Below are 12,743 nucleotides of genomic sequence, written 5' to 3' on the forward strand. Positions count from 1 at the left end.
GACCCCGAATCGCCGTCAGCCGTCCAGTTCGATCCGGCGCCGCGCGGTGTCGAACGCCCCTTGCGTGTCGGTGACGCGCAGTTCGACCGCCAGCTCCGACGCGTCCCCGTCGTCGAGCCGGTACTCGATCTCGCGGCCGACTTCGTAGGCGTCGCCGATCGACCAGTCGTAGGCCGCGATGGTGCCGTCGACGACGCGCGAGCTGCTCGCGTCGACCCGGAGCACGTCGCCGACCCCCGGCTCCTCGGGATCGTGGTCGAACCGCGCGAGCGGCCGGTCCGTCCGGGACGCCGCGACGCGGTACTCGTAGTCGCTCTCCCGATCGGGGTAGCGACGCACCGGAACGTCGACCCACCGCCGCTCGCCGGCGTCGAGGCCGACGACGTCCGAGTACGTCTCGAACACCTCGCCTTCGGCGTCCTGCCGAGACGGAGTCGAGGGGGTTCGAGAGAGCTTCGTACTCTCGTCACTGAGCGGAGCGAAGCTCCCGAGAGGTCCGACAGAGCGCTTCGCGCTCTTCTGACGGTGCAAGAAATCTCGATTTTCGAGCGCAGGGCTGGACGAGTTGCGCTCGTCGGCGCCATCGGCGGTCCACGCGAGATCGACCGCGACCTCGACGTGACCCCCCTCGCCGCCGTTCTCGACCTGCACGCGCATCGTCGTCTCCCCGTCCGCGGCGTCGGCCAGCTCCCGATCGAGCACCTCGACGCCGGTCGTCTCCGAGCCCGTGCAGCCGACGATCCCGGCGGTCGCGGCGATCGAGGCGGTCACGAGCAGGGAGCGGCGGCGCATGACGGCGATACCTCTCGTGCAAGTATCATAAGTGTTCTGTCGAATCCGGAGAGGAGACCGTCACTCGCCGGCAGGTTCGGCCGCTTCGTCGGCGAGGTCGGGTTCTTCGTCGGCGGGGTCGGCTTCGATCAGCGTCAGGATCCCCAGCACGGCAGTTCGGGCGTCCCGCACGTTCAGTCCGGCCGCCGCGACGTGCTCCATGGGCTCCTGGGTCAGCCGACAGCCCATCGATTCGTAATGCGAGTCGGCCCGCCAGTCCTGAAGTTTGGCGATCGCTCCCACGTCGCTGCGGCCGTGTTCCAGCAGAAGGATCTTTCCGCCGGGCCGACAGACCCGCTCCATCTCCCGCAGTGCGGCGACCGGGTCTGGGAAGGTGCAGGTCGACAACGAGGAGATCACGGTGTCGAAGCTGTCGTCCTCGAACGCCAGCTCCTGAGCATCCATCTCGCGGAGTTCGCCGTCGAGTTCGAGCCCGTCGAGTTGCTGGCGGGCGCCCGCGAGCATCTCCGGGCTGAGGTCGACGCCGACGAGGTCGACCGATTCGGGGAGGTACGGGAAGTTCACGCCCGTCCCGCAGGCGACGTCTAACACGCGGCCCGACGCCTGCGAGAACAGCGGCCTCCGGTACCGGCCGGTGAACAGGCGATCGAGCCAGTCGAACCGGGCGAACCAGCTCGCGCGATCGGCGTAGGTGTCGCGGATCTCGTCGGTCGACATCGGGCGGCTGTCGGCTCCGTCGGAGGTGCTCTCAGATGACGCGGCGTCGGTCATGTGGCTCCGTAGCACGTCGAGGGACTTGAATATCAAAGCGAGGCTTCAGACCGTCAAGTCGCGTCGCCAGCGGAGGCCGTCGACAACGAATTATTTATACTATATCAATTGGAAAAATACCGATAGATGTCGGAGCTCGTACTGCTCGCCGTGATCATCGTCGCCGTTCACGGGGTGCTGTTCGCCGCCGCCTTCGCGTACAACACCCGGACGAAGGTCCGGTTCGAGCAGCGGTTCACGTCGTCGTACACCGCGGCGGTGCTGGCGGGAGTCGGCGGGTTCGCAGTCAGCCTGTTGCTCGTTAGCGTCTTCTGGTACCGCGACATCGGACGCTGGGCGTTCAGACGGCTCGGCGTCCCCGCGGTGCTGTTCCCGGTGGGGCTGATAGTCGTCAGCATCGGCGTCGGGAACGCCCGAACCTGGGTCCGGAGCGTCCGCCGGGATAACGTTCCGACCGGGGCCGTGACGCCCGGTCCCGTCGCCGTGACGGGCGTCGTCCCGGACGACGAGTCGACGGGGTCGACGCCGGTGTTCGGCACGCAGGCGGTCTGCTGGGAGTGGTGGTTCCGGCAGAAACGAGACACTCACGCCTTCGAATCGGGCGCGGGCGGCGAACCGTTCCGGATCGACGACGGGTCGGGGCCGGTCCGCGTCGATCCGGATGGCGCCCGACTCGATCTGCAGGGGACGGGTGCCGACCGGGGCCCCGACGAGCGGTTCGACGCCGGCAGCGCCGTCGTGACCGATCTCGAAGCGGAGTACGGCGACACGGAACGCCAGTATCGAGAGACCGCGCTGACGCCGGGGACGGAGGTGACGGTGCTCGGCCAGGCCGTCGAGCGGGACGGGACGACGAACATCACCGGCGACGAGGGGCCGTTCGTCGTCACAGACGGCAACCGCGGGGCCGCACTGCGACGATACCGCAACAGAGCGTTCGGCTACGGCGCGGGCGGTCTCGTCCTGGCGTACCTCGCGTTGCGGTTCATCGCGATCGAACTTGGCGCGTCACTCCCGCCCTGACGCCGGTGCGATCGCCACACTGGTTGGGTCCGCCCCGCACCGATCCCCACGCTCGGTGCCCGACCGCTGCCGTTTTACGGACTCGTCGGCTACGGATCGCCAATGAGCAAGCCGAGTCCGGAAGTCTACGAGGCGGGGAAGGGGATGGACGCCCACAACAAGGTGATGCGGGAGATCCGCTCGGAGAAAGATGCCACCTACGACCCCCACGAGCCGACGCGCGTGTGGATCGACGAGGACAACACGCCCGACGGCGTCTACCAGAGCCTGACGATCATCCTCAACACCGGCGGCTGCCGGTGGGCCCGCGCGGGGGGCTGTACGATGTGTGGCTACGTCGCCGAATCCGTCGAAGGCGGCAGCGTCGCCCACGACGCGATGATGGACCAGATCGACGTCTGCCTCGACCACGAGGCCGAGAACGCCGAGGAGAAATCGGGCCTGATCAAGATCTACACCAGCGGCTCGTTCCTCGACGAGCGCGAGGTCGCCGCCGAGACGCGGCAAGCCATCGCCGAGACGTTCGGCGACCGCGACCGGATCGTCGTCGAGAGCCTGCCCGACTTCGTCGAGCGCGAGAAGATCGAGGACTTCACCGAGCAGGGACTGGAGACCGACGTCGCGGTCGGGTTAGAGACCGCGACCGACCGCGTGCGCCACGATTGTGTCAACAAGTACTTCGACTACGAGCAGTTCGTCGAGGCCAGCGCGGAAGCCGACGCCGCCGGCGCGGGGATCAAGGCGTATCTTCTCATGAAGCCGCCGTTCCTCTCCGAGCAGGAGGCGATCGACGACATGATCAGCTCGATCGAGCGCTGCGCCGAGCACGCCCACACCGTCTCGATGAACCCCTGCAACGTCCAGCGCTACACGATGGTCGACGAGTTGCACTTCCGGGACGGCTACCGCCCGCCGTGGCTCTGGAGCGTCGCCCACGTCTTAGAGGAGACCGCCGACGTCGACGCCATCGTCGTCTCGGACCCCGTCGGCCACGGCAGCGACCGCGGCCCGCACAACTGCGGCGAGTGCGACGACCGCGTCCAGCGTGCGATCAAGGACTTCGACCTCCGGCAGGACCCCTCGGTGTTCGAGCAGGTCACCTGTGACTGCGAACACACGTGGGAGGCCGTGCGCGAACGAGAGACGACGTTCAATCTTCCGCTGGCGCGCTGAATCGGCGTCGCCACCGCGGCGTCTCGCGCTCGACAGTTCCCCGGTCCGCTATTGCCACTGACGGCACCGTAGCGGCTCTCTTCTCCCGAGTATGCGGCACGTACTAATGGGAACGTGCGCTCCAGCGTCGAGTACAGCGCGGCGCGACGCCGCCGCGGGATGCCATGGACGGAACTGACGGGAACCAGCCCTCGACGGCCGAACCGGGGGAGACCGAACTGGTGTATCGCTCCGACGGGCGAATCGAACTGCGAACGCAGGACGCCACGGGCGAGTGGATCGCGTCGGACTCGCCCGTCGAGGTGCGTCGCTGAGCGGGGCGTGATCGCAACATCGTCGTGCGGGGCGTCGAGACGCCGCTGTGGGGGAACAGGGAGGGCGTCCGGGCGCCGTCGCTCGCCAGGGAGACCGCCGTTCAGTGGGAACGCCGCCGCTCAAACTGGACGCTTGGGGACGCCGCCGCTCAAGCGGGGCGCTGTTCGACGCGGGCCCGCGGGATCTCCAGCACGACCCGAGTACCGCCCGAGGGCGACTCGTCGAAGGAAAGTTCGCCGCCGGACTGGGTGACCACCCAGTTGACTAGCCACAGCCCCAGCCCGCTTGCGTGGCGGAGTTGGGTGATCTCGCGGTCCTCTGCGAGCAGCTCCCGTTCTTCGTCCGGAATTCCGGGACCGTCGTCAGCGACGACGATCCGGATGCGCTCGTCGCTATCGTCGACGGTGACGTCGATGTTGACCGAGGGGCGGTCGCCGTCGTTGTGGACGATCGCGTTCTCGACGACGTGATAGATCGCCGTCCGGAGCATACTGTCCGCGAGCGCGTAGGCGCTGTCGGGCAGTGACGTCGTCACGTCGACGTCGAACTCCCCGTCGACGCGGTCGGTGATCGAATCGATCGCCGCGACGACATCGACCGAGCCCGGCTCGGCGTCATCGCGATCGAGCGTCCGCTCGACCGCGCGGGTCTTCTCCGCGAGCGCGATCAGTTCGTCGGCCCGCTCCTGGATCGCTGCGGCGTACTCCGAGCCCTCGCCGACCATGGCGTCGAGCATCTCCGCGCAGCCTTTCACGATGTTCATTCCGTTGCGGAGATCGTGGCGCAGCACCCGGTTGAGCACCTCGACGCGCTGTTGCTGGCGGTTGTGCTCGGTCACGTCGGTGTAGACGCCGTAGCTCAGAGAGCTGTCAGCCTCGATATCGACCGGAACGACCGTCAACACGAAGTCCCGGTACCCCGTCGCCGTCCGGCGACGCACTTCGGTCTCGACGAGTTCGCCGCGGGTGCCCCGCTCGGCCAGTTCGTCCGCGTGCTCGCGTTCGTCGGGCGGAACGATGAGCTCGTCGAGCGGTTCACCCTGCATCCGCGCGCCGTCGTAGCCGAACACGCGTTCGAACGCGGCGTTGACGTCGAGGACGATCTGCCGGCCGCTCTCGCGGCGCGTGCTGACGACCGGATCGGGGACGTTTTCGAACAGCGCGGCGAAGCGATCGCGTTCCTCGCGAAGTTCGGTCTCGAACCGGACCCGTTCGACGGCGTTCGCGACGTGAGAGAGCAACAGCTCGGCGATCTCGGCGTCCTCGGCGTCGAACGAGCCGACGAGGTCCGTCGCGGCCTGGAAGACCCCGACGTCGCCGACCGGCACCGACAGCAGCGATCGAACCGCGCCGGCGCCGTCGCCACTCCGCCGGAGGTCGTCGACCAGCACGGTCTCGCCTCGGCGGCGCGCACGGTCGTACGCGTGCCGGTCGATCCGTCCGTCGGCGCCGACCGCAGGATCGATCCGGGAGTCCTCGGCGACGTAGCGACTCGCCGCCGCCCCGTCGAACGTTTCGATCGTACAGGCGTCGACGTCGAACACGTCGCGGGCGGCCTCGACCGCCAACTCGAAGATCGCAGACGCGGAGCGACAGCCCTCCAGCCGCGTCGCGACGCGGTGGACGCTCTCGATCTTGCGCTTTCGATCGCGGAGCGTCCGCTCCATGCGCTTGCGCTCGCTGATGTCTCTGACGGTGCCCACGCTGCCCGAGAACCCCTCGCCGGGGAGCAGCGACATGTTGACCTCGCAGGGGATCCGCTCGCCGTCCTTGCTGACGACGGTCACCTCGTAGGACGCCACGTCGACGTCCTCGACCGCGAGCAGCCGTTGCACCAGCTCCTCGCCGCGCTCGATGTCCGCTTCGAGCATGATTTTCGAGACGTGTTCGCCCAGCAACTCCTCGCGGTCGTAGCCCGTCATCTCCGCGACCGCGTCGTTGATCTCGGTGTAGTACCCCTCGGTGTCGAGCGCGTACAGCCCGTCGCCGACGGCGTCGAGCAGCCGCTCGCGGCGTTCGAGTTCGTGCTTTCGCTCCGTGCGGTCGAGCGCCGTCTCCGCGGCGGCGCCGACGACCGTCGCGAGGTACCTGTCGGTCTCGTCGAAGGCGCCGGGCTCGTCCGCGGCGAACGAGAGCACGCCGTGCTCGCCCAGCGGCTGGACGAGCAGGCTCGCGGCGTCGACGTCCGCGAACTCGTCGGTGTCCTCGTAGACGACCTGCTGGCCGGCACCGAACGCGCGCCAGAGCGGCCCCTCGTCGCGGGCCAGCGACTCGACCGTGCCGGCGTCCCAGCCCTCGTCCGCGCTGGCGACCGGGACGAGCGCGTCGGCCTCGGCGTCGTGAAGCCGAAACGCCGCGAGCGGATGGAGCAACACGTCGGCGGCGGCGGCCGTGACGATCGCGGCGACCTCGCGCCGTGAGCCGGCCCCGATCAGATCCCGGGACATCTCCTGGAGCGTCTCCAGGGCGGCGACGCGCTGGGTGCGGTCGGTGACGTCGCGAACGAACGACAGCGCGCCGACGACCTCGCCGTCCTCGTCGGTCAGCGGCGTGTTGTGCCACTCGCAGGTGATCCGATCGCCGTCTTTCGTCACGTTCTCGTTGACGACGTGCGAGACGCCGCCGCCCTCCAGCAGTTCTCGCCGGGCCTCGTCGACGGTCTCGCGTTCGGTCTCCGGGACGAGCAAGTCCCGCCCGTGGCGACCCATCACTTCCTCGGTTGAGAACCCGAACAACGCCTCTGCGGCGGGGTTCCAGCCGTCGACCGTGAACTCCGTCGTCCACTCGACGATCGCGAGCGGCGACTGCTCGATCAACAGCGAAAGGCGATTGTGCTCGTCGGCGGCGTCGTGCCGGCCGGCGTCGTCACCGTCCGACCTCGGTGGTCCCGTCGCGTCGCCGAGCACGCCTCGAATGCGGTCGACCAGTTCGGCGTCGGCGTCGCACCGCGGGACGTAGCCGGCCGCGCCGGCCGCCAGCGCGCGCCCGGCGAGTCGTTCGTCGCCGGACGCCGGGCAGAGGAACACCGGGACGTTGGCCCTGTCGAGTCGTTCGAGTAATGCGAGGCCGTCGGGCCCTGGCTGGTCGTGAGCCGCGACGACGGCGCCGATTCCGCCCGCCTCGACTGCAGCGACGGCAGCGTCGGCGTCCGACGCCGTCGCTACCCCGAAGCCCGCTCGCCGGAGCGGGACCATCAGCTGCGATAACGCGTCCTGATCCTCCGCCGCGCAGAGGATCGTGATAGCCTCTGACATGAGACAAACCGACTAGTTCGTCACCACCGACGAACCAGCCCGACTTTAATCTTGGCAGGATATATAAACGATACTACAAAAAAGATTCCGGCCGTTCCGCCGACACGATTCGGGTGTGCTCCGTCGGCGCTACTCCGCCGCGAAGCCCCGAAGAACGCCCTGCCCGTCGGTCCGACCGACGTCCGGAAGCGTCGCGCGCTCGGGGTGGGGCATCAGCACGGCGACGTGTTCGTCCTCGCCGAGAATGCCGGCGACGTTGTCCTTCGAGCCGTTGGGGTTGGCCGCCTCGGTCGCTTCGCCGTCGGCGTCGCAGTACCGGAACAGGACCCGGTCCTCCTCGCGGAGGGTGTCGAGTCGGTCGTCGGTGATCTCGAAGCGCCCCTCGCCGTGGGCGATGGGGATCTCGATCACGTCGCCCTCGTCGTACGCCGCCGTCCAGGGGGTGTCGGCGTTCTCGACGCGCAGGTGGACGTGCTCGCACTGGAACCGTGCGCTCCGGTTGGTCGTGAAGGCGCCGCCGGTCAGCCCCGACTCCGAGCCGATCTGGGCGCCGTTGCAGACACCCAGCACCGGCACGCCGTCCTCTGCGGCCGCTCGCACCTCGTCCATGATCGGCGAGCGGGCCGCCATCGCACCGGCGCGCAGGTAGTCGCCGTACGAAAAGCCGCCCGGCAGCATCACGCCCGTCGCGTCCTCGGGAAGGCCGTCCTCGTGCCAGACGATCTCGGCGTCGACGCCGAGATGGTCGAGGGCGCGCTCGGCGTCCCGGTCGCAGTTCGAGCCGCCGAAGCGGACGATCGAGACCGTCATCCGTTATCGCTCCTCGACCTCGACGTCGTAGTCGTGGATCGTCGGGTTCGCGAGCAGCCGCTCGGCCATCTCCGCGACGCGCTCGGCGGCGTCGTCGGCCGAGTCGGCCTCCAGGTCGATCTCGAACCGGTCGGCCGAGCGCAGCGACTCCAGCTCGAAGCCGAGTCGCTCGAGCGCGCGCTGGGTCGTCTCGGCTTCCGGGTCGAGCACGCCCGTCTTCAGGCGCACGGTGACCGTGGCGGTGTAGGCAGTCATCGCCCGTAGTTGGGTGACCGTGCGCAAAAACGTTTGTGACTTCGTCTCCGTATGCACGAACGTGGGTATCGATGCGGACGCCACGGCGCCGCGCCCGGACGCGCTTCCGGGGGGCGACAGCAGGCATAGAGGCGTGGTACCGTACGACGCGGCCGGGAGACGGCCGAAAACAAGCCTTTTACCCGCCGCCGCTCAGATATAGCCTGATGACGGACACCGATCCCGCGCGGAGGTGGTCGCGATGACGAACGAGCTGACCGAGATCACGGTTATCGGAGACGACTCCACGGGAATCGTCGCGCAGTTCACCACCCTGATGTTCGAGCGCGGGATCAACATCGAGGACATCGACCAGGCGGTCCGGGACGATCTGTTCCGGATGACGACGACCGTCGACACCAGCGAGATGGTCTGCACGGAGGAGAAGCTCCGGGAGGACCTCGAGGAGTTGGGCGACGAACTCGAGGTCGACGTGCAGGTTCGCTTCCCCGCCGACCGCGAGACTCAGCAGATCGCGGTGCTCGTGACCAAGGAGTCCCACTGCCTCGAAGCGCTGTTCGAGGCCTGGACCAACGACGAGCTGGGCGCGGACATCTCGGTCGTGATCGGCAACCACGACGACCTGCAACCCCTTGCCGAGCAGTACGGCGTCCCGTTCCACGACGTCGGCGACGAGAAAGGCACCCCCGACGAGGAGGAGCTGCTCGACCTGCTCGCGGAGTACGACGCCGACCTGATCGTGCTCGCCCGCTACATGCGGATTCTCAGCCCGAACGTCGTGTTCCGCTACGAGGACCGGATCATCAACATCCACCCGAGCCTGCTCCCGGCGTTCCCCGGCGCGCGCGCCTACGAGCAGGCGATCCAGGAGGGCGTCCGCATCGCGGGCGTCACGGCTCACTACGTGACCACGGACCTGGACCAGGGTCCGATCATCACCCAGCGGGCCTGCGACGTCCGGGACGACGACACCCGCGCGGACCTCAAGCAGCGCGGCCAGCCCCTCGAAGCTGACGCGCTGCTCGAAGCCGTGCGCCTGCACCTGAACAACGACGTCTCGGTCCACCGCGGCCGCACCAGTCTCCGCGACGATGCCGGCGGCTACCAGCTCGGTCTCACTCGGGACGCCCAGCGGGCCAACCCCGACCGGCCGGTCGACGGCCTCGGCGACGCGCTGAGCGAGCAGGCCGACGGCGCCGAAGTCACGACCGAATCGGACGACGACTGATCGACGCCGCACCGTCTTTTCACGCGTTCTGTTCGTCCGAGTAGCGACTCCGGCGACTCGCCGACCCGAACGTAGCGGAGACGAGACTTCGGTCGAGAGAAATAGCCGCAGTCAGTTCGCGTCGTCGAACTCCGCGACGCACGCCTCGCTGCAGAAGTGCCGGTGATAGGCCTTGCCGTCCTCGACCCGCGTTCGGACGACGTGGGCGGGGTCCTCTACGATCGGCTCGCCGCAAACCTCGCAGTTCGGGGCCTCGTCCTCGTCGATGTCCTCCTCGAGCTCCGATGTCGGGTCAACCATTTGTTCACACGGAGGGGGCTGGCCCACTATAAGGATTGCATTTCCGTCGGGGCGGCAAAATTCGCTGCGGGCGGGGAGAGCCGGGCGGACGGCCGTTCAGAGGTCCCGCGCCGCGGCGACGGCGTCGTCGATCGGCGGCGCGTCGAACAGTTCGCGGCCGACGTACGCGTTCGCGCCGGCGGCGTAGATGTCCCGCGCAACCTGAATCACGTCGTCGTCGAGCGATTCGGGCTGGACTTCACAGAGCGGGCGCCAGTCGGCGACGTCCTCGTCTTTCGCCCGTTCCTTCGCGGCGTCGACGGCGTCGACCCACTCGGGCTGCGTGCGCTTGTGGTACTGCCGGATGACCTCCTTCGAGAGCTGCTGGCCGTCGTAGGAAAAGCGGTTCTCGTCGAGCGTCCCGACGACGTCGGCGACGCGGATCTCGCCCTCGAAATACAGGCACTCGATCTTCCCGTCCTCGTGAGTCATACCCGCCTCGGCGGCGCGCTCGGTGACGATCTGGTTCACCTCGCGGGCGGTGGCGTCGAGCTCCTCGATCGACGCCACGCCGGCGATCGCGTCGGCCTCCTCGCGCGAGAGGTAGCGATCCGACTCCTCGTACTTCGTGGAGAACTCGACGACCGGCTCGTCGAGGTCGACGGCTTCGTCGGGCCACGAATCGAACTCGAGGCCGTGGTCGGCGGGGTCGGTGCGCCCGCGCAGGCTGGAGCCCACCGGCACCCGGTTCCGAAACACGATCTCCAGGGGGACGAGGTAGTTCTCGCCGGCCTCGTCGTGGTAGGCGTCGTAGTCGTAGTCGCGGCCGTCGTGGGGGAGATCGGGCACCTGCGTCAGGTCGATGGCCATCTCGCGGGGCGCGTCGTCGGCGTCGGCGAGCGGGACGGCCTCGTCAGCGTCCTCCGGAACGACGCCGCGGTAGTGCGTCGGGACGCCTTCGGCTTCGAGAAGTTCGAAGTTGAACGCCCCCATCGCACAGAGGCTCTTGCCTTTCTCGGGGATCTCGTCGGGCATCTTCCCCCAGTCGAACACCGAGTAGTCGTCGGTAAAGCGGAACGCGCCGCGACCCAGCTCTCCGGCCGAGGGCTCGACCTCGACCCGGAACTCCTTGACGCTCGTCATACTTGGACTCCCGAATCGGCGGCCTATGTACCTGCCGAAATTTCGAGCGAGAAAGGCAGCGGTTTCGGTCGAGGCTACCGTTCGCTCCTCCGCCAGCAACGACGCGAACACTACGCCCGAAGGGCGAGCGGTCGTCCGGTCGCGAGGGCTTCGAGCGTAGTAGTCGCCGCACGAGCAACAGCGAACGCCGGTCCAACAACACTCCATCCTAGCCGGTATCACCGGAGGTTTTTACGGGCGGACCGTCGTGCAAGAGGTGATGGAGAAGGGCGAGGGGGACGCGCCCGACGAGTTCGAGTTCGAGCGCGTCCCCGAGACCGATCAGTCGTTCGAGAACGCGCTGGACAAGGCCCGCGACGGCGAGCGGCTGTCGGTCGACGACGCGATCGAACTGCTGACCACCGGCACGGACGACGAGGGGATCGACCAGCAGCGCAAAGAGCGGGTGTTAGAGGCCGCGGATCGGCGCCGCGCCGAGGTCGTCGGGGAGGAGGTGACGTTCGTCGCGAACCTCAACAACAACGTCACGACGGCCTGTAACGTCGGCTGCAAGTTCTGCAACTTCAAGGACGCAGCCCAGCGCTTCGAGACAGAGTATGACGGGGAGAATCCGGGCTTCACCAAGACGCCGGACGAGTCCCGCCAGATCGTCGAGGACGCCGCCGAGATGGGCATCTACGAGGTCTGCTCGGTCTCGGGGCTCCACCCCGCGTTCGCGCTCGACGACGAGCACCGCGAGATCCTCGAAGCGGCCGACAATCCCAAAGAGGTCAACTACCGCCCGCCCGCGGACTACGAGACGAGTCCGGGGACGTACGTCGACCAGATCGCGGCGATGAGCGTCGGCGGCGTCCACGTCCACTCGATGACCCCCGAGGAGGCGTACCACGCCAAGCGAGGGACCGACTGGAGCTACGAGGAGGTATTCGAGCGGCTGAAAGACGCCGGCCTCGACAGCGTTCCGGGCACCGCCGCCGAGATCCTCGTCGAGGAGGTCCGCGACGTGATCTGCCCCGGCAAGATCGGCACCGAGGAGTGGATGGACGCGATGGAGGCCGCCGCGAACGTCGGGCTGGACCTCACGTCGACGATCATGTACGGTCACGTCGAGAACGAGGCCCACCGTGCGCTCCACCTGCAGCGGATCCGCGAACTGCAGGACCGGACGGGCGCGATCACGGAGTTCGTCCCCCTCTCGTTTATCCACCAGAACACGCCGCTGTACGAGCAGGGACTGGTGGAGGGCGGCGCGTCGCGCGACGAGGACGAACTGATGGTGGCAGTCGGCCGGCTCTTCTTAGACAACGTCGAGCACGTCCAGTCGTCGTGGGTGAAGTACGGCGACGAACACGGGCTGAAGCTGCTCTCGTGTGGCGCCGACGACTTCATGGGGACGATCCTCTCCGAGGAGATCACCAAGCGCGCCGGCGGCGACTACGGCGAGGTCCGGACGTTCGAGCAGTACGTCGACATGATCACGTCGATCGGTCGGGTGCCCGTCGAACGCTCGACCGACTACCGGCAGCGGCGCCGGATTGATCCAGAGGACCCGCCGTTCGGGCCAACACTCGGTCCGCGCGCGGACGGGACGCCGCTGTTCGAGCGGACGCAGCGGAACAGCGACGGCGATCCGATCAACGCCGACGACTGATTGGCGCGACGGTCTCGAATCGTCGGCAACACGCGACGCAAAAAAGAACT

At 68.0% G+C, this 12,743-nt stretch carries 12 protein-coding genes; 5 read left to right on the forward strand and 7 right to left on the reverse strand.

The features are described from left to right. Positions 1 to 15 precede the first annotated feature (15 nt). Positions 16 to 792: a hypothetical protein gene (locus NO931_RS15350; RefSeq protein WP_256393236.1), complete on the reverse strand. Its 777-nt coding sequence runs from the start codon at positions 790 to 792 to the stop codon at positions 16 to 18. 60 nt (positions 793 to 852) lie between these two features. Continuing rightward, entirely contained in the window at positions 853 to 1,563 is a 711-nt protein-coding gene (locus NO931_RS15355; protein WP_256393237.1) for a class I SAM-dependent methyltransferase, read from the reverse strand. A 126-nt stretch (positions 1,564 to 1,689) separates the two neighbouring features. Between NO931_RS15355 and NO931_RS15360 the strand changes: the two genes are divergently transcribed. The 3 genes from NO931_RS15360 to NO931_RS15370 all read left to right on the forward strand — a co-directional run bounded on the left by NO931_RS15360 (position 1,690) and on the right by NO931_RS15370 (position 4,073). After that, positions 1,690 to 2,586: a GIDE domain-containing protein gene (locus NO931_RS15360; RefSeq protein ID WP_256393238.1), complete on the forward strand. Its 897-nt coding sequence runs from the start codon at positions 1,690 to 1,692 to the stop codon at positions 2,584 to 2,586. 102 nt (positions 2,587 to 2,688) lie between these two features. Beyond that, positions 2,689 to 3,759: an archaeosine biosynthesis radical SAM protein RaSEA gene (locus tag NO931_RS15365; protein ID WP_256393239.1), complete on the forward strand. Its 1,071-nt coding sequence runs from the start codon at positions 2,689 to 2,691 to the stop codon at positions 3,757 to 3,759. Between the two features lie 164 nt (positions 3,760 to 3,923). Beyond that, entirely contained in the window at positions 3,924 to 4,073 is a 150-nt protein-coding gene (locus NO931_RS15370) for a hypothetical protein (protein WP_256393240.1), read from the forward strand. Positions 4,074 to 4,222: 149 nt separating this feature from the next. Here NO931_RS15370 and NO931_RS15375 read toward each other — a convergent pair whose 3' ends face one another. From NO931_RS15375 to purS, 3 genes are all read right to left on the reverse strand, one after another. Beyond that, positions 4,223 to 7,327, reverse strand: coding sequence for a PAS domain S-box protein (locus tag NO931_RS15375; RefSeq protein WP_256393241.1), 3,105 nt, complete (start codon positions 7,325 to 7,327; stop codon positions 4,223 to 4,225). Positions 7,328 to 7,456: 129 nt separating this feature from the next. Then, positions 7,457 to 8,137: a phosphoribosylformylglycinamidine synthase I gene (gene purQ, locus NO931_RS15380; RefSeq protein ID WP_256393242.1), complete on the reverse strand. Its 681-nt coding sequence runs from the start codon at positions 8,135 to 8,137 to the stop codon at positions 7,457 to 7,459. Positions 8,138 to 8,140: 3 nt separating this feature from the next. Further along, complete coding sequence (purS, locus tag NO931_RS15385; protein WP_256393243.1) at positions 8,141 to 8,392, reverse strand: phosphoribosylformylglycinamidine synthase subunit PurS; 252 nt, start codon at positions 8,390 to 8,392, stop codon at positions 8,141 to 8,143. A 241-nt stretch (positions 8,393 to 8,633) separates the two neighbouring features. Between purS and NO931_RS15390 the strand changes: the two genes are divergently transcribed. Continuing rightward, on the forward strand, positions 8,634 to 9,620 hold the full coding sequence (locus NO931_RS15390) for a formyltetrahydrofolate deformylase (RefSeq protein ID WP_259371588.1): 987 nt from the start codon (positions 8,634 to 8,636) through the stop codon (positions 9,618 to 9,620). 111 nt (positions 9,621 to 9,731) lie between these two features. On the opposite strand, the gene NO931_RS15395 is transcribed toward NO931_RS15390, so the two are convergent. Continuing rightward, positions 9,732 to 9,920, reverse strand: a complete 189-nt coding sequence (locus NO931_RS15395) for a DUF7576 family protein (RefSeq protein ID WP_256393245.1) — start codon at positions 9,918 to 9,920, stop codon at positions 9,732 to 9,734. Between the two features lie 96 nt (positions 9,921 to 10,016). Beyond that, complete coding sequence (locus NO931_RS15400; protein WP_256393246.1) at positions 10,017 to 11,042, reverse strand: phosphoribosylaminoimidazolesuccinocarboxamide synthase; 1,026 nt, start codon at positions 11,040 to 11,042, stop codon at positions 10,017 to 10,019. A gap of 259 nt (positions 11,043 to 11,301) precedes the next feature. On the opposite strand from NO931_RS15400, the gene cofH reads away from it, so the two are divergent. Then, the gene (cofH, locus tag NO931_RS15405; protein ID WP_256393247.1) at positions 11,302 to 12,693 is read left to right on the forward strand and encodes a 7,8-didemethyl-8-hydroxy-5-deazariboflavin synthase subunit CofH; all 1,392 of its coding nucleotides are present in this window, start codon (positions 11,302 to 11,304) and stop codon (positions 12,691 to 12,693) included. Positions 12,694 to 12,743 lie beyond the last annotated feature (50 nt).

This window comes from Natronoarchaeum rubrum (assembly GCF_024494695.1).

Bases quoted from the DNA above. Each gene is read 5' to 3' on its own strand.
- NO931_RS15350 (WP_256393236.1), bottom strand. From the start codon at position 792: ATGCGCCGCCGCTCCCTGCTCGTGACCGCCTCGATCGCCGCGACCGCC.
- NO931_RS15355 (WP_256393237.1), bottom strand. From the start codon at position 1,563: ATGACCGACGCCGCGTCATCTGAGAGCACCTCCGACGGAGCCGACAGC.
- NO931_RS15360 (WP_256393238.1), top strand. From the start codon at position 1,690: ATGTCGGAGCTCGTACTGCTCGCCGTGATCATCGTCGCCGTTCACGGG.
- NO931_RS15365 (WP_256393239.1), top strand. From the start codon at position 2,689: ATGAGCAAGCCGAGTCCGGAAGTCTACGAGGCGGGGAAGGGGATGGAC.
- NO931_RS15370 (WP_256393240.1), top strand. From the start codon at position 3,924: ATGGACGGAACTGACGGGAACCAGCCCTCGACGGCCGAACCGGGGGAG.
- NO931_RS15375 (WP_256393241.1), bottom strand. From the start codon at position 7,327: ATGTCAGAGGCTATCACGATCCTCTGCGCGGCGGAGGATCAGGACGCG.
- purQ (WP_256393242.1), bottom strand. From the start codon at position 8,137: ATGACGGTCTCGATCGTCCGCTTCGGCGGCTCGAACTGCGACCGGGAC.
- purS (WP_256393243.1), bottom strand. From the start codon at position 8,392: ATGACTGCCTACACCGCCACGGTCACCGTGCGCCTGAAGACGGGCGTG.
- NO931_RS15390 (WP_259371588.1), top strand. From the start codon at position 8,634: ATGACGAACGAGCTGACCGAGATCACGGTTATCGGAGACGACTCCACG.
- NO931_RS15395 (WP_256393245.1), bottom strand. From the start codon at position 9,920: ATGGTTGACCCGACATCGGAGCTCGAGGAGGACATCGACGAGGACGAG.
- NO931_RS15400 (WP_256393246.1), bottom strand. From the start codon at position 11,042: ATGACGAGCGTCAAGGAGTTCCGGGTCGAGGTCGAGCCCTCGGCCGGA.
- cofH (WP_256393247.1), top strand. From the start codon at position 11,302: ATGGAGAAGGGCGAGGGGGACGCGCCCGACGAGTTCGAGTTCGAGCGC.